A 23373-nucleotide genomic window follows, 5' to 3' on the forward strand; every position below is an offset into this window, starting at 1 on the left:
TCGATTTTGGAGGGGACGGGTTATGACGCGTGAATTGTTCTGGCTGACGTGCACGGTGATCCTGACCGGGATCCTCTGGATTCCCTACACCATCAACCGCTGCCAGGTGCGTGGGCTCAGCGGCGCCCTGGCCAACCCCTCGCGCGGCGACAAGCCTCAGGCCGAGTGGGCGAACCGCCTGATGTTCGCGCACGACAACGCGGTCGAGAACCTCGTGCTGTTCGCTCCGCTGGTGCTGATCCTGAACGCGATCGACTATTCCTCGAAATGGACGGTGCTCGCCTGCGTCGTCTATTTCTGGTCGCGCGTCGCGCATCTGATCGTCTATGCGCTCGGCATCCCGGTGTTCCGCACCCTCGCCTTCACCGTCGGCTTCCTCGCTCAGGTCGTGCTGGCGCTGGCGATCTTCAAGATCTTCTGACCGCGCGTCCTGGATGCGCGGCGATGCCTAGCGAATCCGGCCGGGATTTCGTTCAGTTCCACGATCTCGGCGCGGGCGCGATCCTGTCGATCATCGATCGCGCGCAGATCCTCGCGGCGGCGTGGCACGACCGCGCCATGCCGCAACAACTCGCCGGCAAACGGGTCGCGCTCATCGTCGACGATGGCGGATGGAGAAACACGACCGCCTTCGACCTCGGCATCCAGGCGATGGGTGGCACCTGCGTTCATTCGCCCGTCAGGCTCGATGCCGCCGAGGCAACGGCCGACCTGGCGCAATATCTCGACAATTGGTTCGACATTCTGGTCGTGCGCACCCGTGAGCTGTCGGCGCTGCGAGAGCTGGCGGCGAGCGCCCGCGCGCCGGTCGTCAATGCCAGAACGCGATCGAACCATCCTTGCGAAACGCTCGGCGATCTCGCCTATGTCAGGAGCAAGAGAGGACATCTCGACGACCTCAGGGTCGTCGGCGTGGCTCCCGATGCCAACATCCTGCGTTCCTGGGTCGAAGCCTCCATCGCCCTATCGATCAAGGTGACCCAGGTGTACCCCGCGAATTGGCATGTCCGGGACATCGCAAGCCCACGGTTCGAGGCCAGCACAGATCTCGACGTATTGCACGATGCGGATGTGATCATCACGGACTGTTGGCCTGAAGGCGCAGGCGCGGATCAACTGCGCGACTATCAGCTATCGGCATCGCTGCTCGACCGATGCCGTCCCGACGTCATTTTCCTGCCCTGCCCGCCGGTGACCAGAGGCCAGGAGGTCAGCGCTGACGCGATGTCGCATCGCGCCTGCCAGAGCCCGGCGGCGAAGGCCTGCCTGCTGCACGCGCAGAACGCGCTGCTGGAGTGGATCGCCGCCTGATCGGCGCCGCCGACTGTGAAGGGCAATCGCAAGTGTTGCCGAGCGATGACACTGCGGCAGAATCGAACAGCCCTCCGATTTGCATATACAGGTTGTCATCCATCCCCAGGTATATTCACGCATCGCCATTGATTGATTCGGAACAGAACATGAATTGGAAGCTTGCATCCACGCTCGGCGCCGTCGCGCTGGCAGCCGTCGCGACCCAGGCTAACGCTGCCGATCTCGCCGCCCGCCCATACACCAAGGCGCCGCCGATGATCGCCGCCGTCTATGATTGGAGCGGCTTCTACATCGGCGCCAACGGCGGCTATGGCACCTCACGCAACTGCTGGGACCAGACGGTCGGCTTCGCGCCCGGCGTCGCGGAAGGCTGCCACGATGCAACGGGTGCCGTCGCCGGTGGCCAGATCGGCTATCGCTGGCAGAGCAGCGCATTCGTGTTCGGCCTTGAAGCGCAGGGCGACTGGGCCGACCTCTCGGGCCGGAATGCCAGCACCGTGTTCGGCGTCGCGAACCGCACCCACATCGACGCCTTCGGCCTGTTCACCGGCCAGGTCGGCTACGCCTGGAACAATGCGCTGTTCTATGCGAAGGGCGGCGCCGCGGTCACCAGCAATCAATACCGCGGCATCGGGACTGGCGGTCTGGCCGGGGCCGAGTTCGATGGTGCGAACGAGACCCGCTGGGGCGGCACGATCGGCGTCGGCTTCGAATACGGCTTTGCCCAGAACTGGTCGGTCGGCCTCGAATACGACCACCTGTTCATGGGGCACCACGACGTCACGCTCACGGCCAATGGGGCGCTGGCGCCAGTCGGCACGTTCTCGCGCACCGACCGCATTGGTCAGGATGTCGACCTGATCACGGCCCGCATCAACTACAAGTTCGGCGGCCCGGTCATCGCGAAGTACTGAGGTCTCGTGTCCCGGACGCGGAGCAGCGTGCAAGCGCTGCTCCGCCGCGCCGGACCCAGACGGCTACAGAGGCAAAGCAAGAATCGCCCCGGCTCTGCAGCGCACCGCCGAGAGGCGCTGCGCTGCGTCCGGGGCGCGAGCGTGCCTCACTCCTCCGGCAGACCCAGCATCAGCCGCATGTTCTGCACGGCTGCGCCCGAGGCGCCCTTGCCGAGATTGTCCAGCCGCGCGACCAGCACCGCCTGGTGATACTTGTCGCTGGCGAAGACGTAGAGCTCGAGCATGTTGGTCTCGTTAAGCGCTTCCGGCTCGATACGGCCGCCCTTTGACGCCTCGTTCTGGAGCGGCATCGCCGTGACGTAGTTTGAACCTGCGTAGCGCTTGGCCAGCGCGGCCTGCAGGTCCGCGCCGCTGGGCTTGCCCGGCAGCGTGTCGAGCTGAAGCGGGATCGAGACCAGCATGCCCTGCCGGTAATTGCCGACCGACGGGATGAAGATCGGCCGCCGCGTCAGGTTCGAATAGAGCTGCAGTTCGGGCAAATGCTTGTGCTCGAAGCCGAGGCCATAGAGCTCGAACGACGGCGCGCTGCCGTCTTCAAAGCTCGCGATCATCGACTTGCCGCCCCCGGAATAGCCGCTCACCGCATTGACGCTGATCGGATAGTCAGGCGGCAGCAGCCCGGCATCGACGATCGGCCGCAGCAGCGCGATGCCGCCGGTCGGATAGCAGCCGGGATTGGAGACATTCTTCGCAGCCTTGATTTTGCCGGCCTGGTCCGGCGCCAGCTCCGCAAAACCGTAAGCCCAGTCCGGCGCGACCCGGTAGGCGGTCGAGGCGTCCAGCACCTTCGGCCCTGCAGCGCCCATGCTGTCGATCAGCGCGACCGTCTCCTTGGCGGCGTCATCAGGCAGACAGAGGATGACGAGATCCACCTCCGCCATCAGCGCCTTCTTGGCCGCGGGATCCTTGCGCTTGTCGTCGGCGATGGTCTTCACCACGACGTCGTTCTGGAGCTTGAGCCGCTCGTTGATGCCGAGCCCGGTGGTGCCGGAGCCGCCATCGACGAAGACGGTGGCGGGCTTCTTGGCTGCGCTGGAGGACGGAGCCTGATTGGTGTCAACGAGACTGGTTTCAGAAAGACTCATGGCACGATCCTTTCGAGCTTGTTCGTGTCTCCGCCGGCGCCGCGGCCGAGCTCGAGTATTTTGGCTTTCGGCGACAGCAGCGTTAGGAGGGCAGTCAGCCTGGCCTGGTGCGAGGTGATCTCGCGCCAGGCATAGGCCTCGGCGTTGCTCCGGTAGAATTGCGGCGTCCCCTCATCCGCGCCGGCACCTCGCTTTATGGAAATAGTGCGATCTGCTCCAGCCCCGCGGTTTCAGGAAATCCGAACATCAGGTTCATGTTCTGGATCGCCTGACCGGCCGAGCCCTTCACCAGATTGTCGAGCGTTGAAAGCACGATCGCCCGATCCTTGATGCGGTCGGCGACGACACCGATCTGAACATAGTTGGAGCCGCGTACGTTCTGCGTCTGCGGCAGCACGCCCTTTTTGGCGACATGCACGAACGGCTCGTTGGCGTACGCTTTCTGCAGCGCTGCCCGCAGATCGTCGGGCGTTGCACCGTTGAGCTTGACGTAGGAGGTGCAGAACTCGCCCCGCGCCATCGGAATCAGATGCGGCGTGAAATTCACCGTTACCGCGGAGCCTGCCGCGACGCCGATTTCCTGCTCGATTTCAGGCGCGTGTCGGTGAGTGCCGACCGAATAGGGCGACAGCCCTTCGCCCGCTTCGCTGAACAGCGTGTTCTGCTTCAGCCCGCGGCCGGCGCCGGTGACGCCCGATTTCGCGTCGATGATGATGTCGTCAACGTCGATCAGCTTGGCCTTCGCCAGCGGAACCAGCGCCAGCAACACCGCCGTCGGATAGCAGCCGGGACAGGCGACCAGCCGGGCGGAAGTGATCTTCTCCCGGTAGAATTCGGTCAACCCATAGACAGCCTCGCCTTGCAGTTCGAGCGCACGATGCTCATGGCCGTACCACTGTGCATAGGTATCCTTGTCGCGCAGCCGGAAATCCGCGGACATGTCGAGGATCTTGATCTTGGGATTAGCCTTGAGCACGGCCGCGATGATCTCCTGCGTGGTGCCGTGTGGCAGCCCGCAGAGCACCGCGTCGAGCTTGGTCCAGTCGACCTTTTCCCACTCCACGAGTTTTGGCAGGTCGAGCATGAAGAAGTGCGGAAACACCTCGCTCATGGCCTTGCCCGCATGGGTGTTGGCGGTAAGCGCCGTGATCTCGGCATTCGGATGCCGCGCCAGCAGGCGCACCGCGTCGGCTCCAGTGTAGCCGGACGCGCCGAGAATGCCGATCTTCTTCTTCGTGCTCATCACACGCCCCTTTCAGGCGCAATCGCTTGTTGTGTTTGTACCGCATCTGTTGCGAAGGCCAACGGTCTTGCTTCGCGCATCAGGCCTGCGATCGTGCGCGAGTCCGCATCCGCCTGCGAGCCCAACGCACCGCTGAGCGCCGCGTAATCGGCGTCGGATTTGTGCTGATTGAGTTTGAAGCTGCCTTCGACCTCTTCAACCGTCATGACCAGACCCACAATCCCCTTCTTCAGCGCCTCGAGCCGGCCTGCGGTCATCTTCGCCGAAGTCCACGGCGTCTTCGGCAGCAGCCAGCTCTCGAACTTGTCGCTGAGCGTGTCGATCTGCACCGCCAGCTCGCCGTCCGACAACAACCGCACCGGGCCACTCAGATGCACCGACTGGTAGAGCCAGGTTGGCACCTGATCCGGCGAGACGTACCAGTCGGGCGATACATAGGCATCGGGGCCATTGATCGCGAGCAACCAGGACGTCACGCCGTCCGCAAGCTTTACCAGCGGATTGTGACGGGCGACATGAAAGGCGGCCTGCGGCGTGCCGTCGGCGGCGTAGGTCAAATAGAACGGCAGCGGCGAGGCGACAGGCTTGTGGCCGTCGAAGGCGCACATGGTGCCGAAGCCGCGGTCGCCCGCGAATTTCAGGCTCGCGGCGCGGTCCGGCTTGAAAAAGGGTGGCGTGTACATCGTGGTCTCCTGCTGGGCCTTGTTGGGGGGCCGCCGGATCAGATCGCGCTGACAGGAGAGAGAATGCCGCGGATCGGATCCAGCGGCAAAGACGATGATCTCAAACGCGATCGACCGCCCAAACCGCTAAAGAGCGGCGGCGGCGACGGGCGAACAGGATGGTCGCAGCGTTGATCATGGCGCGGGGCTATAGGGCCGGCGGGTTCCTGGGTCAAGCCCAAATCGGTCGGGACGTGATGGCGGGATGCCTGTATCGGAGCCGAACTTGTAGTAGAATGATAATAGAACCTTATACTTGCACCAGCCTAATCCGCCCTACGGGATGCGCTTCGCGATAAAGGTACCGTTCGGCTGGTGATACACGAGTTCCTTGATCGCGGCGGACGGGCCGCGGCGGAATTCGGTGCGATAGCCGTCGAGCTGGACGATGCTGAACGTCGCGCCCTGGTAGGGCCGTAGCTGGTAGAGCGGCACGAACGGAATTTTCAGCGTAAGCTGGCTCTCGGCATCCTCGGTGACGACGTGGGTCTGATCGCCGCGAATGTATTCGCCTACGCAGGCCGACCGGAATGCAGGGTCCATGCATTCGCCTGCGGCGGTGCGCCTGAAGACGATATCCGGCACCAGCACTTCGAGCTGGGCCGAGAGACTGGCAATGTTGCCGTCGCGGTCGGTCGCAAAGGTAATCACGAGATCGTCCGGATTCAGGTCTCCGAAAACGTACGGCAGCTGGAACGAATCGTAGTGCCGGTGTGCGAGCTTCGCCTTCGTGCCGCGCCAGGCCCAGTGCAGGCTGTCGCCGTCTTGTGTGATGACCACCCGGCCATAGGCCGGGTGTTCATAGGCGCCGCAAAAATCTGCGAGATCATGGCTGGGCTTCGTGTTCAGCTTGCGCGCTGTAGGCTTCGCCGCGTCGTCGGTTTTCTGTTGCGCCAGCGCCTTGCGGCGCATGTCGCGCAGGCGATCCAGCCATGGCACGGGTTGGTTGCCGGCGAGATGATCGTGAACGCGGTTGATCAGAATGCTGGACACCGGATTGCCGCCGGTGTTGGTGAAGACGGCGATGCCGGTGTTTCGCGCCGGGATGAGGCGCATCAGCGTGCTCCAGCCGAGCCAGCCGCCGGAGTGTCCGACCACGCGCTCGCCCCGGTAGGTGGTGTGGTTGAAGCCCAGCCCGTAGTGCGAATGGCCGAACTCCTCCCACTCAGCAGCGCCTGCGAAGACGCGCGGCGACTGCATCTCCCGGATCAGCGTGGACGACAGCAGGCGCTCGCCGGCGAATTCGCCCTCGGCCAGCAAGAACTTCATCCAGTTGGCGAGGGCGGCAACCGAGGTGACGATGGCGCCGGCGCCCGTCGTGGTGATGGGGAAGAATTTGCTGCGCGAACGCACGTCGCCGCGTTCCACCAGATAGGGAACGGCGACATCAGTTGCCGCGGCGTACTCCTCGGCTGAAAAGCCGACCGGCATCCGCAATTTATCAGTCAGCCGGGTGCGGATGAAATCTTCATAGCTCTGACCACTGATGCGCTCGACGACAAGGCCGGCGGCATTGTAGGCGAGATTGTTGTATTGAAAATCGGTGCGGATGTCCCGGGCCGGCTCAAGGTGACGCAGCGCCGTCATCATCTCGCTGCGCGAGAGATCGGCTGGAATCCATATCCAGTCGTGGCGGGGCAGGCCGGAGTGGTGGCTGAGCAGGTCGCGCACGGTGACACGCTCGGTCGCGATCGCGTCATACAGGCGGAATTCGGGAATGGTGTCGCGGACCGGCTTTTTCCAATCGAGCCGTCCCTCGGCCACCAGCAGCGCCAACGCCGTGGCGGTGAAAGTTTTGGTGATCGAGCAGATCAGGAACTGCGTCTCTGGCGTCGCGGGCAGCCCGCTCTCGACGTCGCGCTGGCCCCATGTCCTGAGCAGCACCGTCTCGCCGTTCTGCACGACGGCGAGTGTCACGGCCGGCACCTGCCACTCCGCCATCGCCTCCGCGACCAGCGCGTCGAGCTCGGGGATGAGGGCTGTGATGGTCGTGTTGCTTCGGACAGATCGGCTGGACATGACACACATTTTTTTCCGGTCGCCTCCACAATCGCTGGATGACGACCCGTAATGCTACGTGTCGTAGCATTTGCGGCTGGCCCGTGCAAGCGTGGCACATATTTCTCGGAAGCCTGCGATGGATCAGGCAATCGCGCTGCTCTTTCCTCTCGCGGCCGGCAGCCCATCGGCTGATCGATATCGTGCGCAGCACGCTCCAGAAGACCCTCTAGATCACCCGCCAGAGCCATTCCATGATCGTCGCGATCACGTCGCCAAACAGCAGGAGCGCCGCCGACCAGACCAGCGCGGAGACGAAATTGGCGGCCTGAAAGCTCCAGTAAGGCATTTCGAAAATGCCAGCGGCGAGCGGCACGGAGGCGCGCAAGGGGCCGAAGAAGCGGCCGATGAAGATGCTGGGCACACCCCAGCTGCGTACGAAGGCCTCGCCCTTTGGCAGGATTTCCGGATAGCGCGAGAGCGGCCACATCTGGGCGACCTGCTCCTTGTAGCGGTAGCCGAACCAGTAGGAGACCCAGTCGCCAAGTGCGGCGCCGATGCCGCCGGCAATCCAGACCGGATAGAAGCTGATGCCGCTCGCACCGATCAACGCACCGATCGCCACCAAAGCACCCCAGGCCGGGATCAGGAGCGAGATGAAAGCCAGCGACTCGCCGAAGGCCAGCAGGAACACGATCGGCGCCGCCCAGACCTGATGAGCACGCACGAAGTCGGCCAGCGCGTGCGCGTACTGCTCCATTCCAGATCGCCTTCCCGCCCCGTCACGAGTTCGTCAGATGAAAAGACTGGTAAGCCAAGGACTTGTGTGACATCAAGTCACAAAACCCCGCCCAAGCCGGGCTTGGGCCTCAAATTGCCGGGAACTGGTAGGGATACGGCGTAAAATCGCCGAGATTGGCTCTCACCCACACCCCGCCCGGCTGGCACGCGGTGACCTTTCCAAGCCAGCCGTGGCATAGTCGCCTGAACCGATTCGCCGCTGCGCGGCCCTCAAAACGCATCAAGATATATGTCCAAGCATTTGAAAACAAAAAGCAAAAACGATTTGTTCGACGGCAATGAGCCGAAAGCTCGCACGACTGCCGCAAAGGCGGCCCCGCGTGGGACCGGTGGCGAGGCCGATTACACGGCCGCCGACATCGAGGTGCTTGAAGGACTGGAACCGGTCCGGCGCCGGCCCGGCATGTATATCGGTGGCACCGACGAGAAGGCGCTGCATCATCTCTTCGCCGAAGTCATCGACAACTCGATGGACGAGGCCTTAGCGGGGCACGCGACCTTCATCGGCGTCGAGCTCTCCGCAGACGGCTTCCTCACCGTCACCGACAATGGCCGCGGCATCCCGATCGATCCGCATCCGAAGTTCCCGAAGAAGTCGGCGCTTGAAGTCATCATGTGCACGCTGCATTCGGGCGGCAAGTTCGACAGCAAGGTCTACGAGACCTCGGGCGGTCTGCACGGCGTCGGCATCTCCGTGGTGAACGCACTCTCCTCGCGGCTCGAGGTCGAGGTCGCGCGCGGCCAGAAGCTGCATCGCATGACGTTCGAGCGCGGCCATCCCAAGGGCAAGCTCGAGGATCTCGGCAAGGTCAACAACCGCCGCGGCACGCGCGTACGCTTCAAGCCCGACACCGACATCTTCGGCGCCAAGGCCGCGTTCAAGCCGCAGCGCCTGTTCAAGATGACGCGCTCAAAGGCCTATCTGTTCGGCGGCGTCGAGATCCGCTGGAACTGTGCGCCCGAGCTGCTCAAGGGCGTCGAGGATGTTCCACCGGAAGCGACCTTCCACTTCCCCGGCGGCCTGAAGGACTATCTGGCAGCCGCGATCCACGCCGACACGCTGGTGCACCCCGACATCTTCTCCGGCAAATCGGGCCGCAACGGTGCGCATGGCGCCTGCGAATGGGCCGTGGCCTGGACCGCGGATGCCGACGGCTTCCTCTCCTCCTACACCAACACCGTTCCGACGCCCGATGGCGGTACGCACGAATCGGGCCTGCGCAGCGCGCTGTTGCGCGGCCTGAAGGACCACGCCGAGCGCGTCGGCCAGGGCAAGCGCGCTTCGTCCATCACCTCGGAAGACGTGATGGTGGGGGCCGCCGTGATGCTCTCGGTGTTCGTGCGCGAGCCTGAATTCCAGGGCCAGACCAAGGATCGTCTCGCCACCGCAGAAGCGCAGCGCATCGTCGAACAGGCGATGAAGGATCCGTTCGATCATTGGCTGTCGGGCAATCCGAACATGGCCAACCGGCTGCTCGACTTCGTGATCGACCGCGCCGAGGAGCGTCTGCGCCGGCGGCAGGAGAAAGAGACCGCGCGGAAAACCGCGGGCAAGAAGCTGCGCCTACCCGGCAAGCTCGCCGACTGCACCGATGCGGGCACCGACGGCTCAGAACTCTTCATCGTCGAGGGCGACTCGGCCGGCGGCAGCGCCAAGCAGGCGCGCGACCGCAAGACCCAGGCTGTGCTGCCGCTGCGCGGCAAGATCCTCAACGTCGCCTCCGCCGGCAAGGACAAGCTGACGGCGAACGCCCAGCTCTCCGATCTGGTGCAGGCGATCGGTTGCGGCCAGCTTCTGCAATATCGCGAAGAGGATCTGCGCTATCAGCGCATCATCATCATGACCGACGCCGACGTCGACGGCGCCCACATTGCTTCGCTGCTGATCACCTTCTTCTACCGGCAGATGCCGAAGCTGATCGACGAAGGACATCTCTTCCTTGCTGTACCGCCGCTCTACAAGCTGACCCACGGCACCAAGTCAGTCTACGCGCGCGACGACAAGCACAAGGAAGAGCTGATCAAGAGCACGTTCAACGCCAATGCCAAGGTCGAGGTGAACCGCTTCAAAGGCCTCGGCGAGATGATGCCGGCGCAGCTCAAGGAAACCACTATGGATCCGAGCAAGCGCACATTGCTCAAGGTGGTACTGTTGCCCGACGATCGCGACACCACTGCGGATTCAGTGGAGCGCCTGATGGGCACCAAGGCCGAAGCGCGCTTCGCCTTCATCTCCGACAAGGCCGAGTTCGCCAGCGAAGAGCTGCTCGACGTCTGATGCGGCGATTCTCGTCGAAAAGCCCTGGCCCGCGGCCGGGGCTTTTTGATTCGGGATGGACGATTGGGCCTCTTAGGGCGATTCATCCGCAGCATTTTACCTCTCGAATGCCCGACTCGGCCAACGACTCACAGCGGCCGGGGCGGCAAGCCAGGGGCTGAGGCAGGATTGCCTCCGTTTCGGACAAAGGCCACTTCCTAACGAAAGCCTACCCGCACGGAAGCTTCGACGGCCCGTCGTAATACATTGAAGTTACATCATTTTTAGCGGATTCGGCGACGGCACTTCGAAACCCCGCCAGCGGGCGTTTTCCGGCGACTGTGCCTGCCCTGCAACAGCATTTCGGCGAGAACCGTCTATAGTTCGGGTATCAGATCACACGGACTTCAGAGCGCTCGCGCCTGCTACGGACCAAGGTTGGGGATTTTATCATGAAGAAGATTGTACTCGCACTGACCGCGGTCGCGGCGATGACCGGTTCGGCTTCGGCGGCTGACCTTGCTGCCCGTCCCTACGTCAAGGCCCCGGTGGCTGCGCCGGTTGCCAACTGGACCGGCTTCTACATCTTCGGCGGCGGCGGCGGCGGTCTCTCGAACTCCGACCAGTCCGTCCAGTCGACCGTCGGCGCGGTTCCGCTGACCATCACCCAGCGTCAGGGTGGCTCGGGCTGGTTCGGCACCGTCGGCCTCGGCTACGACTGGCAGTTCAGCGGCACCTGGGTCGGCGGCGTGTTCGCTGACGGTCAGTTCGGCAGCATCCGCTCCACCGTGCAGGATCCGATCCTCGGCTACACCGGCAACCAGAAGCTGGAAGACTCCTGGGCCGCTGGCGTGCGCCTCGGCTGGCTGGTTGCTCCGAACGTTCTCTCCTATGTCAACGGCGGTTACTCTGGCGCCCACTTCGGCAGCACCAGCTTCACGACCCTGGGCGGCGCTCCGACTGGCGTGCACCTCAGCGGCTACAACCGCAACGGCTGGTTCGTCGGCGGCGGTGTCGAGAACAGCCTGAACATCTTCGGTATCACGTCGCCCGGCTGGTTCATGAAGACCGAATACCGTTCGGCCTTCTACGACGCCAAGACCCGGGATGAGCTCTCCGACGTCACCAACCTGCCGACCGGCGTCAACAGCATCCGCGCCAACAGCTGGAACCAGACGATCTCGACCTCGCTGGTCTACCGCTTCAACTGGACCGGTCCCGTCGTCGCCAAGTACTGAGCTGAAAAGCACTGAGCTGAAAAGCACTGATCTGATCTGAACTTCAGACGTCAAAAGCCCCGGTTCCGCCGGGGCTTTTTCGTTATGGGTTCATCGTTTAACGCGGGCATAGGCCGCGATCAGCGCGACCGCAGCCGCGGTGCCAAGAATTATCTTGCGCGCGGACACGCGTCCTCCCCGCGGCCTGCGTCCGCAGCCATTGTATCCGAACCGAAGCTACGGCTAGTCTTGCGGGACGTTTTCGCGATCCGCGGCGATACCTTGTGCCGTGGGTCGCGACAGAATCGGACCGATGGGGAGGAATGCATGCGCAGATTTCTGCTGATCGCAGGCCTGTTTGCCCTCGCTGTCGGGCTGCTCTGGATCGGACAGGGCACGGGTACCGTCGCCTGGCCCCGATCGAGCTTCATGATCAACCAGCTGCAATGGGCCGGCTATGGCGCCGCCATGGCAGGCTTCGGGCTGGTGCTGATCTGGCAAAGCAACCAATAGAAGAAACCAGGAAGTGACAGCATGACATCCAACCGGTTCGATCTGCGCGGCAAAGTCGCGATCGTCACGGGAGGCAATGGCGGCATCGGGCTCGGCCTCGCGCACGGGCTCGCCGACGCCGGCGCCGATATCGCCGTGGTCGGACGCAACGAAACCAAGTCGGCCGCGGCCGTCGCCGATCTCAAGGCGCGCGGCGTGAAGGCGATTTCCGTCACAACCGATGTCACCGACAAGACCGCGGTCGCGGCGATGATCGACCGTGTCGTCAGGGATCTCGGCCGCATCGACATCCTGATCAACAACGCGGGCATGAGCATCCGCAAACCGCCGCACGAGCTCGAGCTCGACGAGTGGAACAAGGTGATCGACACCAACCTCACCAGCGCCTTCGTCTGCTCGAAGCTCGCCTATCCGGCGCTGAAGGCGTCGGGCAACGGCAAGGTGATCAACATCGGCTCGATGATGTCGATCTTCGGCGCGAGCTTCGCCACCGCCTATGCGGCGAGCAAGGGCGGCATCGTGCAGTACACGCGCGCCTGTGCCAATGCCTGGGCGCCCGACAACATCCAGGTCAATGCGATCCTGCCTGGCTGGATCGACACCGATCTCACCCGCGGCGCACGTGAGCAGGTGTCGGGCCTGCACGAGCGCGTGCTGGCGCGCACGCCTGCGGGGCGTTGGGGCGACATCGACGACTTCGCCGGCATCGCCGTATTCCTCGCCTCGCCCGCCTCGAATTTCGTCACGGGCACTGCGATCCCCGTCGATGGCGGATTCTCGGTGATGGCGTAAGGCGCGGCGTCGCACGAAAAAAAGCCCCGGCAAAGCGCCGGGGCTTTGAGTTATTGGCAGTACTCTTTTTTGCAGATCGTTCGTTGCGTGCTCAGTAGCGGGCGATGACCGGTGCGTCGAACTTGTAGCTCGCGCGGACGACGGCCCACTGGATGTCACGCGGCTTGGCATCGAAGGTGTAATTGGCCGTGGTGCCGCCGAGCTGATAGGTCTGGCTGCCGAAGGCCGCGTAATTGTACTCGAGCCCAACGATCCAGTTGCGGGTGATGCCGTATTCCCAGCCGGCGCCGACGGTCCAGCCGTTGGCCCAGTGAGTCTGGCCGCCCGTTCCCGTCACAACCGGGTCGGTGACCGAGAGCCGATTGTTGACGCCGGCATAGCCGCCCTTGATGTAGAACAGGTTGTTCTGCACGGCAAAGCCCGCGCGACCGACGACTGTCGCCAGCACATTGGCACGCCAGGAGAACACGTCGTTCGCCGGGCCGAAGGCGGTGTTCACGATGGTGCCCTTGTTGTCGAGCCCGGATATCGTGCCTTCCATGCCGAACACGTAGTTGTTGGCTTGCCAGTTGTAGCCGATCTGGGCGCCGCCCATGATGCCCGAGTTGCGCTGGCGATAGCCCTGCCCCGGCAGCAGATCGCCGAAGCCGCCACCGTTGCCATTGTTGATGAACTGCTCGTTGGTCCAGGCGCCACCGATGTGGCCACCGACATAGAATCCGGTCCAGTTGAACAACGGCTCGATATAAGCGGGCGCCTTGGTGTAGGGACGCGCGGCGAGATCGGCGGCGGAAGCGGCGCCGGCCGAAACCAGAGCGGTCGTGCAGGCGAAGGCGGCAATCAACTTGTTACGCATGGTACACCCCGTGTCCTTTGATGGGCGCACGCTCACACGCAGTTCTTACTCAAATTTGAATCAAGAAAGTTAAGGCGCCGGATTGGCGCATCGCGGTCTTTGAATCCGCATGCGCTGTTGCACGAACGCAACGCAAAGCGCGCGATTTAACGCGACATTATCCCTACCCAATTCCTGCGTTACGACGCCAGCGCGGCCTTCGAATGCACATGTTCGGGGCGGACGCCGAGCGCAACAAAGCGCGCCGGAATGCCCTGAAGCCGTGGCAATGCGGAGATCAACCGCAACAGCAGCGGCACCTTGAGCGGCCGATCGCCGCCCTGCAGCGCGCCGCTGATGATGTGGTTCTGCACGACCACCTGCATCGCCTGCGTCATCTTCACCGGGAACTCGCGGCGGCGCTGCACGGCATCGAGCTCCTCCTGCGATGGACAGCCGCGCGTCAACCTGTCCGCGAGCAGATTGGCGGTCGCGACCGCATCCTGCACGGCAAGATTGACGCCGACGCCACCGACCGGCGACATCGCATGCGCGGCGTCGCCGATGCAGAGCAATCCGGGCCGCGTCCAGCGGCTGAGGCGATTGATCGCGACCGTCAGCAACTTGACGTCGTCAAAACTCTTCACCTCGGCGATCCCCTGCTTGAGGACCGGCGCCATGCGCACGACGTCATCGAGCAGTGCCTGCAATCCCCTCGCCTTCACCGCATCATATTGCCCCTTGGCGATGACATAGGCGCACTGCCAGTAATCGCCGCGGTCGAACGTGACCATCATCTTGCCGGGCTCGATCCGCGCAAAGAGGTTTTCGGTCTCGGTCGGCTTGCGGCCGGCGCGGAACCAGAGCACGTCCATCGGCGCGCCGATCTCCTCGACGCCAAGCCCTGCGCGCTCACGCACCGTCGAATGCCGGCCGTCGCAGGCAATGGTGAGATCCGCCTCGATGTCGACGATGCCGTCGGGCGTCCTGGCGCGCACACCCGCAATGGTGTCGTCGCGGCGGATCAGGTCGACCGCTTCCGTAGTCATCAGCACCTCGAGCGAGGCGAAGCGCCGGCCCGCCTCGCGCAGGAAATTGAGAAAATCCCACTGTGGCATGAAAGCGATGAACGGGTACTTGGTATTCAGCCGGCTGAGATCGGCGATCCGCACCCTGGTGCCGCCGATGAGACCGTCCATCGTCTGCAGGCGCTGATGCGGCAGCTTGAGGAAGCCGTCGATCAGGCCGAGCTCGTCCATCACCTGAAGCGTCGACGGATGCACGGTGTCGCCGCGAAAATCGCGGAAGAAATCGGCGTGCTTTTCCAGCACCACGACATCGATGCCGGCGCGTCCCAGGAGATAGCCAAGCATCATGCCGGCCGGTCCGCCGCCGACGATGCAGCAGCGGACTTTTCGGACGCGCGATGCGGATTGATCCGGCGTGACTGTGTCCATGACCCGACTCTCACTGCTGCATTCGCTCAGGCGATTGTAGCGCCGGCGAGCGTCGGGAGCATGTTCAATTTGAGAAAGCGCTCAATTGTTACTGCGGTTCGCCGTGCGGAAGCTTTTGACCTCCGACACGCTGCCGTCACGATAGGTCAACTCGACCGACATGAACTGCGTGGCTGGAGGCAGCTTCTCGTAGAGCAGCATGCCGGCCGTGATCGCCGAGGGATCGCGGAGGTCGCAAGGCGGCAGCTTCAGCACCTTGTCCGGCACCGCCGTGTCGATGCCGATCCGCACCTCGCGGATCGCGCAGCGGTACGACACCAGATGGGAATAATAGACCAGCAGCCCGTTAAACTGACGGAACGACAGCCAGCTCGTGGCGGTCATGTCGAGGATCTTGCGCTGATCGCGGACCAGCGCCGCTTCGGGATCGAACTTGATCGGGAACGGGCCCTGCATGTCGCCGGACGCGTCGACGTAACGGACCTCGATGGTGCCGGCCTGCGCATCCGGGGGCAGCTCGATCGACGGGTTCGGCATCCGCTTGCGCGTGCGCGGATCGAGCGCGTCGATGAAGCCGGTCTCGCGGAAATCACCGTTGCCGGCCATCCGCCAGGACACACCGAGGGTGGGATCGGCGAAGGAGAACGTCACGCTCCAGCCGCCATTGTGGCGCGAGAAGCTCGCGATCGGCGCGTTGGTGGTCTCCTCCTTCGGCACGCGCGGCACCGAGACCGGCGGCAGCGCCGCGACCTTCTGCGGCGCCGGATCGGCCGGACGCGCTGCGGCCGCCGCCGCATCCTTCGCGGCACCGCTGAGGAAGACGTCGTCGACCATCTGGTCGAAATAGACCGGCACCTGCTTGTGCTTGACGGTATCGGCCATCTCGCTGACCAGGCGGCGCGTGTGCTGCGCGACCTGCACGAGGTTCTCGCCGGGCTGCAGCAGCTCCCTGGCGAAGGTGCGCGTGAACACCGAATTGGGATTGGCATCATCGTTGGACAGACGATCGAGCGCGGTCTGGCGCGGGCCTGCCGAGAACACCGAGAACACGCCTTCGGGCAATTGCGTCATCGGCGCAAGCCCACCTCCGCCGGCGACTGCGCGCGTGCCGGAACGTTCGAACGGATTGTTGCGGCAGGCGTCGAATACCAGGATCGAGGTGCGCGCCTTCTTGTTCTGGAGGCGCTCGACGACACGATCTGCGAGAATGGAAGCGTCGCGCACCAGCTCTTCCTGGCCTTCCGTCGCCGCCGGCACGTCGGTCGGCAGCAGATAGTTCTGGCCCGCGATCTCGAAACCGTGGCCGGCGTAGAAGAAGAACGCGGTGTCGCCGGGCTCGATCGCCCGGTCGAAGGCGAGCAGCGTCTCGGAGAATTGCTGACGGTTCTGGTTTTCGGCGATCATCACGGTGAAGCCGAGCTGCTTCAGCGTATCGCCCATGGTGCGGGCGTCGTTGACGGCCTTCAGGAGCTTCGGAACGTTCTTGTAGTCGTTGTTGCCGACGACGAGCGCGACACGCTTTTCGGCATGTGCGGCAGTCGCGAAACCACTGAGGCTCGCCGCCAGGCCAACCGCTGTCAGAATTCTGAAAAGCCGACACGTCATCGTGATTTTTCCCGTTGCGGAACGGCTCCCCGCTGGCTCCATGCGGAACCTTACGCCATTGATGTGATAGTCGGTCCAGCCGCAACAGCGGTTCAACCGGTCCCACCTTGCAGTTCCACGATCTGGCCTGTGGCAGATTCCCGTGGAATCTGATTTTTCCTGGGCGGAATTCCGTTCGAGACGAGGGGCTGCCGTGTATCGCTCGTGCACCGACGAGGTCGAGCCGCACGATCGCTTCGATTTTTGGCGCGAGGTGCGCGCCAAGGGGCTGTTCGGGGTCACGCCGCGAATGATGATTCGTCCGGCGCCGTCCCGCTTGTGCAAGCCTTGGGGCATCTGGCGCTGATCGAGCGCGGCATCGTCAGGCCGGGCAGCCGGCGCGGACAGTCCGCGCTCCGGACCGCCCGCCTCTCGCTGGCGCGGCGCCTGATCGCACGCCATCTGCAAGACCCCGATCTGGCGCCGACACGGGTGGCCGACCTGCTCGGCGTCTCCGTGCGCCATTTGCACATGCTGTTCGAGGTCGCCGAGCGCAGCTTCTCCCAGACGGTGACGGAGGAGCGGCTGAAGAGAAGCCGGCGCTTGATGCGCGAAGCACCGGAGCGGCTAATCGCCGACATCGCCCGCGCCTGTGGTTTTGAGAGCCTGGCAACCTACTACCGGGTCTTCAACACGGCTTACGGGCTGCCACCGGGCGATTTCCGGACGCAGGAAACGGCGGCGCGAAAGGTTCATCGAGCCTGACCAACCAGCCCAGAGGACAAAAGTCGACTTGGGAAGGCACCGACGCAAAATAGCCAGCCATGCGCATCAGCCCGCCGGCTTCGATCTGCGGCAAGAGCGAGACCTGCGGATCGATAGCGGCTAATCCCGAGAGGCCGAGATTGTCATTACGGTGCTTGGCAAAGATCTCCACGAGTCGCGCCGCTGACCTGAGAGCCGGACGCCTGGTAAGACAGCCTCGAACAGCCGCTTCCAGAGCAGCATCGAGGCGCTGCGCCTGCGATCCTCCGCTCAACGTCAGAACTTGATCACAATGTTGCCTCGTACGCTTTGATCAGCCGCTGCGTTGCTGAGCTGCCCGTTATAGGAGATGCCGATTGTTGCGCCCTTGGCAATGACGAAATCCATACCCGCATCGACTACAGCGGCGTCGCGCGCGATCGGCACCCCCGCGATATTAAAGGCGCTGCCACCGGCAAAGGCAAAGGTCGAGAATGGCGTCACGTTGTCGAAGGCGTGACGCCAGCCTAGCGTGCCGCGCAAATCAGCCCTCACCGTTCCAATTGCAAGACTGTTTGAAGCCCTGAGGCCGAATGTCGTGAACGCGGCATCGGTACGGCCGCCCGTGCTGGTCAGCGCCGCCGCACCGCCTCGCTCGCTAAAGCCGTCTGTGTGCAGGTTGACGTAAGCCAGATTGGCGAACGGCTCGAAGGTGGCCGCCGGCGTATCGATCCGATAGCCGAATTCGCCGAATACCTGCGTCGTGGCGGCATGATAGTCGGCCTTTAGGCTGTCCGTGAAGCCGGGAAACGCCACCGAACGTGCCGTTGTGATGTCGTGCCATGTATAGGCCGCGCCAGAACGGAACCCGAGCGCGCCCCATTGTGTGCCGCCGTAGAGGCCGACGTGATAGTTGTCGCTCTGGCCGGACGAGGCGCGATCGGGCACGTTGAAGGTGGTGTGACTGTAGCCACCCATGACGCCGACCCTCCACGTTTCAGCGACGATCGCATCGACACCGCTCACCATACCGCCGGTCGAGCGGCTCAGCGTGGCGGCGTTGCCATCGCCATCGGTGTGGCCCCATGAGCCGAAGCCATGGCCCCAGATCGCATAGGCCGGCGCCGGCGCGAGCGTGCCGCGCGGCGGGGCTTTGGTGGACATGGCATAGGCCAGTGCGGTGGCGGCCGGCGCATCGGCGGCGAATGCCATGGCCGGCATCGACGGCGCGGCGACCGCGGCGAAGCTCTGTCGCAACCGGTCGTTCATGGCGTCTCGGACGAAATGGCTCTCCTCGATCAGCGCCGTCTGCGCAGAGGCATGCACCTCGCCCGACAGACCGTCGAAGGCGGCACGCGCATCCGCAAAGGTGGCGAGGTTGACCACCGCGTTGAACAAAGTGCCGGCCTGCGGAATGCTGTCGAGGCCGCGCCCCGTAGCGATCTGGTTCGGCGTCAGACCGGCAGCGACGAATGGCCGAGACACCAGAACGTCCAGATAGGCATTGAAGGCGTCGTAGCTATCCTTGATCCCCAGAAAGGCGCTGGGGACCGTAATGGAGGTGAAGTTTCCGCTCAGACCGCTATCGGCGGTCAGCACCGTATAGTGATTGCCTATCGCCAATGGACCATGCAAAGCCAATGACGTCCCCGCCAGCGTCGCCGTGCCGGTGGTGGTGAAGCGGTCGGCCTGGCCGGCCTGATTCACATCAATCGCCAGAATACTGCCGGCCTGGAAGCTGGCATTGCCGCCAGTCTGCCGGATGATGTCGCCGGCACCGCCATCGACCATCGTCATAAGGCCCCGGTTGGTCAACTGAGCCAAATTGGACAATACCGTGATCTCGGCTGCGCCCGTAGCCTTGCCTCCCACGAGGGTACCATTGTTCACTAGGGTGCTGCCGACGCCTGAGAAGTCGCTTGTTCCTGCGATGCCGTTCCAAGTACCATTGTTTGTGAACAGCGTTGCAGCGCTGAGCAACTTAACCGTACCGACGATAGAACCTCCATTTGTCAGCGAAACCGCCCCGCCGCTGGCCTGGATCGCCGCGTCGGAAGACAGTCCGGAGATGTTGCCGATCATCCCAGACGGCAAATTGGTTACATCAACGGTGCCGCCGACCAGGGTCAGCCCGCGCGTCGCGCCCGTCACCGTGCCGGCGACCGCAACGCTCACCGCGCCGCTGCCGGTCGCCTTGATGCCTTCGGCCAAAGTGCCGGTGACCGTGCCGTTGGCGGTGACGCTGGTCGCGCCGAGGCCGCTGTTGGCCGCGTCGATGCCGGTCGTGCCGGAGACGTTGCCGACCGTCACGTCCATGATACCGAAACCACCAACCTTGGTCAGGCGCGCGATCACGCCGGTGTTGCCGGTCGACGTCACATCGCCCGCAGTGACGTTCACATTGCTGTTCGCGCCCGCCGCGAGAGCAAAGATGCCGTTGCCGGTCGTGGCGGTGACCGGGCCGACCGTCTTGACCGTGGTCGAGCCCGATCCGAAGTTCTCCGCGTCGATCCCGAACCGTGCGTCGATCGCCCCATTCGCGGTCACGCCGACATTGCCGGTCGCCGCAGCCTGGATGAGCGCGCCGACAAGGCCGGCGTTGCCCACCTTGACATCGCCGTTCGCCACCACCGTCACATTGCCGGTCAGCGACTGCGCCTGGACGTCGATGCCGTCCTTGCCCGACGTCAGCGCCGTCACCACCAGAGGTCACGCTGATGCTGCCGCCCGCCGTCGTGTCGCGCACGACAATGCCTTCGCCGGAAGTCGCGCTGCTCGGGCCGGCGATGTTGACCGTGACACTGCCCGAGCCGTTGTTCAGGATGTTCGCGCCATCGCCGGTCCCGCCCACGAACCCGCCCGTGCCCGTGACATGGATGTCGCCCGCGCCGCCGACCAGGGTCAGCCCGCGCGTCGCGCCCGTCACCGTGCCGGCGACCGCAACGCTCACCGCGCCGCTGCCGGTCGCCTTGATGCCTTCGGCCAAAGTGCCGGTGACCGTGCCGTTGGCGGTGACGCTGGTCGCGCCGAGGCCGCTGTTGGCCGCGTCGATGCCGGTCGTGCCGGAGACGTTGCCGACCGTCACGTCCATGATACCGAAACCACCAACCTTGGTCAGGCGCGCGATCACGCCGGTGTTGCCGGTCGACGTCACATCGCCCGCAGTGACGTTCACATTGCTGTTCGCGCCCGCCGCGAGAGCAAAGATGCCGTTGCCGGTCGTGGCGGTGACCGGGCCGACCGTCTTGACCGTGGTCGAGCCCGATCCGAAGTTCTCCGCGTCGATCCCGAACCGTGCGTCGATCGCCCCATTCGCGGTCACGCCGACATTGCCGGTCGCCGCAGCCTGGATGAGCGCGCCGACAAGGCCGGCGTTGCCCACCTTGACATCGCCGTTCGCCACCACCGTCACATTGCCGGTCAGCGACTGCGCCTGGACGTCGATGCCGTCCTTGCCCGACGTCAGCGCCGTCACCGCACCAGAGGTCACGCTGATGCTGCCGCCCGCCGTCGTGTCGCGCACGACAATGCCTTCGCCGGAAGTCGCGCTGCTCGGGCCGGCGATGTTGACCGTGACACTGCCCGAGCCGTTGTTCAGGATGTTCGCGCCATCGCCGGTCCCGCCCACGAACCCGCCCGTGCCCGTGACATGGATGTCGCCCGCGCCGCCGACCAGGGTCAGCCCGCGCGTCGCGCCCGTCACCGTGCCGGCGACCGCAACGCTCACCGCGCCGCTGCCGGTCGCCTTGATGCCTTCGGCCAAAGTGCCGGTGACCGTGCCGTTGGCGGTGACGCTGGTCGCGCCGAGGCCGCTGTTGGCCGCGTCGATGCCGGTCGTGCCGGAGACGTTGCCGACCGTCACGTCCATGATACCGAAACCACCAACCTTGGTCAGGCGCGCGATCACGCCGGTGTTGCCGGTCGACGTCACATCGCCCGCAGTGACGTTCACATTGCTGTTCGCGCCCGCCGCGAGAGCAAAGATGCCGTTGCCGGTCGTGGCGGTGACCGGGCCGACCGTCTTGACCGTGGTCGAGCCCGATCCGAAGTTCTCCGCGTCGATCCCGAACCGTGCGTCGATCGCCCCATTCGCGGTCACGCCGACATTGCCGGTCGCCGCAGCCTGGATGAGCGCGCCGACAAGGCCGGCGTTGCCCACCTTGACATCGCCGTTCGCCACCACCGTCACATTGCCGGTCAGCGACTGCGCCTGGACGTCGATGCCGTCCTTGCCCGACGTCAGCGCCGTCACCGCACCAGAGGTCACGCTGATGCTGCCGCCCGCCGTCGTGTCGCGCACGACAATGCCTTCGCCGGAAGTCGCGCTGCTCGGGCCGGCGATGTTGACCGTGACACTGCCCGAGCCGTTGTTCAGGATGTTCGCGCCATCGCCGGTCCCGCCCACGAACCCGCCCGTGCCCGTGACATGGATGTCGCCCGCGCCGCCGACCAGGGTCAGCCCGCGCGTCGCGCCGGTCACCGTTCCGGCGACCGCCACGCTCACCGCGCCATTGCCGGTCGCCTTGATGCCTTCGGCCAAAGTGCCGGTGACTGTGCCGCTCGCGGTGACGCTGGTCGCGCCCGTGCCGCTATTGGTCGCCTCAATGCCGGTCGTGCCCGACACGTTGCCGACGGTCACGGCGATCGTGCCAGCGGCGCCCGCCTTGGTCTGATGCGCCACGATCCCGATATTGCTGGTCGCGCTCACGTCGGCCGCGGTCACCGTGACGTTGCCGCCGGTAGCCAGGGCGAAGATGCCGTTGCCGGTCGTCGCCGTCACCGGACCCAATGTCGTCACCGTGGTCGAACCCGATCCGAAGTTCTCCGCATCGATCCCGAACCGCGCGTCGATCGCCCCGTTCGCGGTCACGCCGACATTGCCGGTCGCCGCAGCCTGGACGAGCGCGCCGACAAGGCCGGCGTTGCCCACCTTGACATCGCCGTTCGCCACCACCGTCACATTGCCGGTCAGCGACTGCGCCTGGACGTCGATCCCGTCCTTGCCCGACGTCAGCGCCGTCACCGCACCAGAGGTCACGCTGATGCTGCCGCCCGCCGTCGTGTCGCGCACGACAATGCCTTCGCCGGAGGTCGCCGTGATAGCGCCGTTGACGCTGATACTGGTCGAACCGCTACCGTTCTGCGTTACATCGAACGCGTTGCCGACACCATTGTTGGTGATGCTGCCGCCCGTGTAGGTGATTGGCCCGCCCGCGGCTTTGACGGTCAATGCCGCCGTACCGCCGGCCGTTGGGGTGTTGCCGACATCGACGCTGATCGTGCCGCCGTTGGTAACCGCAACGCCACCGCTGCCGCTATTGGTTATCGCGAGGCCGTATCCGCTTACGGTGCTGCCGGGATCGATCGTGAGTTGCAGCTGCGATGCGGATGTACCTTGATAGTCACGATCGCGAGGGGGAGTGGTCGGAGATGTCGTATTGGTCGTGGAGGTATCGTTACATTGAACGACGAGCGCGCCGACCGTACAGCCTGCCCATGCCTCTGTGCCAACGAGCAGGCTCGAACCCGCGATGGCGACCACGCCGACGGAGCGCAGCGCAAGCCAACTGGTCTGCGACCGAAGGCGCTCGCGCAATTGGCAGCTTCTGGAAGAACGGCCTGCCGAAAATGCATAAGGCTGCATGAATACCCATCTCCAGAAAAAACGTGACTGAAAGAACTCGGCCGACTGACAATTAGACGTTTCGCAACGACATCCGAAATTGCTGCCGCCGCTAATCAACCTACAGGCCACACTCAGCACCGGAAATCCATTGCCGAACGGCAACATTGGGAAACTATCGGAAACGAATTTGGCGCCTGGTCCTCACGCGCTG

17 protein-coding genes and 1 pseudogene are annotated in these 23373 nt (G+C 64.3%); 8 read left to right on the plus strand and 10 right to left on the minus strand.

Annotation, left to right across the window (positions count from 1 at the left end; all coding sequences use genetic code 11):
• The first annotated feature begins 22 nt into the window (after positions 1–22).
• The 3 genes from JJC00_RS21715 (at position 23) to JJC00_RS21725 (ending at position 2228) form a co-directional block, all read left to right on the plus strand.
• Entirely contained in the window at positions 23–421 is a 399-nt protein-coding gene (locus JJC00_RS21715) for an MAPEG family protein (RefSeq protein ID WP_200467990.1), read from the plus strand.
• Positions 422–444: 23 nt separating this feature from the next.
• Entirely contained in the window at positions 445–1311 is an 867-nt protein-coding gene (locus JJC00_RS21720; protein WP_200467991.1) for an ornithine carbamoyltransferase, read from the plus strand.
• Between the two features lie 149 nt (positions 1312–1460).
• Entirely contained in the window at positions 1461–2228 is a 768-nt protein-coding gene (locus JJC00_RS21725; protein WP_200467992.1) for an outer membrane protein, read from the plus strand.
• Between the two features lie 146 nt (positions 2229–2374).
• On the opposite strand, the gene argC (JJC00_RS21730) is transcribed toward JJC00_RS21725, so the two are convergent.
• The 5 genes from argC (JJC00_RS21730) to JJC00_RS21750 all read right to left on the minus strand — a co-directional run bounded on the left by argC (JJC00_RS21730) (position 2375) and on the right by JJC00_RS21750 (position 8096).
• Positions 2375–3373: an N-acetyl-gamma-glutamyl-phosphate reductase gene (gene argC / locus JJC00_RS21730; protein ID WP_200467993.1), complete on the minus strand. Its 999-nt coding sequence runs from the start codon at positions 3371–3373 to the stop codon at positions 2375–2377.
• 193 nt (positions 3374–3566) lie between these two features.
• Entirely contained in the window at positions 3567–4616 is a 1050-nt protein-coding gene (gene argC / locus JJC00_RS21735; RefSeq protein WP_027530953.1) for an N-acetyl-gamma-glutamyl-phosphate reductase, read from the minus strand.
• Positions 4616–5299: an FMN-binding negative transcriptional regulator gene (locus JJC00_RS21740; RefSeq protein WP_200467994.1), complete on the minus strand. Its 684-nt coding sequence runs from the start codon at positions 5297–5299 to the stop codon at positions 4616–4618. Before JJC00_RS21740 ends, argC (JJC00_RS21735) begins: the two co-directional genes overlap by 1 nt.
• Positions 5300–5614: 315 nt before the next feature.
• Positions 5615–7357: a serine hydrolase gene (locus JJC00_RS21745; protein ID WP_200467995.1), complete on the minus strand. Its 1743-nt coding sequence runs from the start codon at positions 7355–7357 to the stop codon at positions 5615–5617.
• Between the two features lie 208 nt (positions 7358–7565).
• On the minus strand, positions 7566–8096 hold the full coding sequence (locus JJC00_RS21750; RefSeq protein ID WP_200467996.1) for a DedA family protein: 531 nt from the start codon (positions 8094–8096) through the stop codon (positions 7566–7568).
• Between the two features lie 270 nt (positions 8097–8366).
• On the opposite strand from JJC00_RS21750, the gene parE reads away from it, so the two are divergent.
• The 4 genes from parE (at position 8367) to JJC00_RS21770 (ending at position 12916) form a co-directional block, all read left to right on the plus strand.
• Positions 8367–10415 carry a DNA topoisomerase IV subunit B gene (parE, locus tag JJC00_RS21755; protein ID WP_200467997.1) on the plus strand — a complete coding sequence of 683 codons (2049 nt, stop codon included), beginning with the start codon at positions 8367–8369 and terminating at the stop codon, positions 10413–10415.
• A gap of 431 nt (positions 10416–10846) precedes the next feature.
• Positions 10847–11632 (plus strand): outer membrane protein, encoded by a 786-nt coding sequence (locus tag JJC00_RS21760; protein WP_200467998.1) that lies wholly within the window; start codon positions 10847–10849, stop codon positions 11630–11632.
• Positions 11633–11938: 306 nt separating this feature from the next.
• Complete coding sequence (locus JJC00_RS21765) at positions 11939–12124, plus strand: hypothetical protein (RefSeq protein WP_195798285.1); 186 nt, start codon at positions 11939–11941, stop codon at positions 12122–12124.
• Between the two features lie 21 nt (positions 12125–12145).
• The gene (locus JJC00_RS21770; protein ID WP_200467999.1) at positions 12146–12916 is read left to right on the plus strand and encodes an SDR family NAD(P)-dependent oxidoreductase; all 771 of its coding nucleotides are present in this window, start codon (positions 12146–12148) and stop codon (positions 12914–12916) included.
• 91 nt (positions 12917–13007) lie between these two features.
• Here the strand turns inward: JJC00_RS21770 and JJC00_RS21775 are convergent, their stop codons facing one another.
• The 3 genes from JJC00_RS21775 to JJC00_RS21785 all read right to left on the minus strand — a co-directional run bounded on the left by JJC00_RS21775 (position 13008) and on the right by JJC00_RS21785 (position 16813).
• On the minus strand, positions 13008–13772 hold the full coding sequence (locus JJC00_RS21775) for an outer membrane protein (protein WP_200468000.1): 765 nt from the start codon (positions 13770–13772) through the stop codon (positions 13008–13010).
• A 179-nt stretch (positions 13773–13951) separates the two neighbouring features.
• The gene (locus JJC00_RS21780) at positions 13952–15208 is read right to left on the minus strand and encodes an FAD-dependent oxidoreductase (RefSeq protein ID WP_200468001.1); all 1257 of its coding nucleotides are present in this window, start codon (positions 15206–15208) and stop codon (positions 13952–13954) included.
• An 81-nt stretch (positions 15209–15289) separates the two neighbouring features.
• Positions 15290–16813 (minus strand): caspase family protein, encoded by a 1524-nt coding sequence (locus JJC00_RS21785; protein ID WP_200468002.1) that lies wholly within the window; start codon positions 16811–16813, stop codon positions 15290–15292.
• 306 nt (positions 16814–17119) lie between these two features.
• Here JJC00_RS21785 and JJC00_RS21790 point away from each other — a divergent pair.
• Positions 17120–17557: pseudogene (locus JJC00_RS21790) on the plus strand (helix-turn-helix transcriptional regulator); the annotation flags it as partial.
• A 276-nt stretch (positions 17558–17833) separates the two neighbouring features.
• On the opposite strand, the gene JJC00_RS21795 reads toward JJC00_RS21790, so the two are convergent.
• Positions 17834–19618, minus strand: a complete 1785-nt coding sequence (locus tag JJC00_RS21795; RefSeq protein WP_349643551.1) for an autotransporter domain-containing protein — start codon at positions 19616–19618, stop codon at positions 17834–17836.
• Between the two features lie 22 nt (positions 19619–19640).
• Entirely contained in the window at positions 19641–23180 is a 3540-nt protein-coding gene (locus tag JJC00_RS38220) for an autotransporter outer membrane beta-barrel domain-containing protein (protein ID WP_246773875.1), read from the minus strand.
• Positions 23181–23373: the final 193 nt, after the last annotated feature.

This window comes from Bradyrhizobium diazoefficiens, from assembly GCF_016616885.1.
Classification (GTDB): Bacteria; Pseudomonadota; Alphaproteobacteria; order Rhizobiales; family Xanthobacteraceae; genus Bradyrhizobium; species Bradyrhizobium diazoefficiens_F.

Coding starts and splice junctions, on each gene's coding strand:
- JJC00_RS21715 (WP_200467990.1), top strand. CDS start 23: ATGACGCGTGAATTGTTCTGGCTGACGTGCACGGTGATCCTGACCGGG.
- JJC00_RS21720 (WP_200467991.1), top strand. CDS start 445: ATGCCTAGCGAATCCGGCCGGGATTTCGTTCAGTTCCACGATCTCGGC.
- JJC00_RS21725 (WP_200467992.1), top strand. CDS start 1,461: ATGAATTGGAAGCTTGCATCCACGCTCGGCGCCGTCGCGCTGGCAGCC.
- argC (WP_200467993.1), bottom strand. CDS start 3,373: ATGAGTCTTTCTGAAACCAGTCTCGTTGACACCAATCAGGCTCCGTCC.
- argC (WP_027530953.1), bottom strand. CDS start 4,616: ATGAGCACGAAGAAGAAGATCGGCATTCTCGGCGCGTCCGGCTACACT.
- JJC00_RS21740 (WP_200467994.1), bottom strand. CDS start 5,299: ATGTACACGCCACCCTTTTTCAAGCCGGACCGCGCCGCGAGCCTGAAA.
- JJC00_RS21745 (WP_200467995.1), bottom strand. CDS start 7,357: ATGTCCAGCCGATCTGTCCGAAGCAACACGACCATCACAGCCCTCATC.
- JJC00_RS21750 (WP_200467996.1), bottom strand. CDS start 8,096: ATGGAGCAGTACGCGCACGCGCTGGCCGACTTCGTGCGTGCTCATCAG.
- parE (WP_200467997.1), top strand. CDS start 8,367: ATGTCCAAGCATTTGAAAACAAAAAGCAAAAACGATTTGTTCGACGGC.
- JJC00_RS21760 (WP_200467998.1), top strand. CDS start 10,847: ATGAAGAAGATTGTACTCGCACTGACCGCGGTCGCGGCGATGACCGGT.
- JJC00_RS21765 (WP_195798285.1), top strand. CDS start 11,939: ATGCGCAGATTTCTGCTGATCGCAGGCCTGTTTGCCCTCGCTGTCGGG.
- JJC00_RS21770 (WP_200467999.1), top strand. CDS start 12,146: ATGACATCCAACCGGTTCGATCTGCGCGGCAAAGTCGCGATCGTCACG.
- JJC00_RS21775 (WP_200468000.1), bottom strand. CDS start 13,772: ATGCGTAACAAGTTGATTGCCGCCTTCGCCTGCACGACCGCTCTGGTT.
- JJC00_RS21780 (WP_200468001.1), bottom strand. CDS start 15,208: ATGGACACAGTCACGCCGGATCAATCCGCATCGCGCGTCCGAAAAGTC.
- JJC00_RS21785 (WP_200468002.1), bottom strand. CDS start 16,813: ATGACGTGTCGGCTTTTCAGAATTCTGACAGCGGTTGGCCTGGCGGCG.
- JJC00_RS21795 (WP_349643551.1), bottom strand. CDS start 19,618: ATGATCGGCAACATCTCCGGACTGTCTTCCGACGCGGCGATCCAGGCC.
- JJC00_RS38220 (WP_246773875.1), bottom strand. CDS start 23,180: ATGCAGCCTTATGCATTTTCGGCAGGCCGTTCTTCCAGAAGCTGCCAA.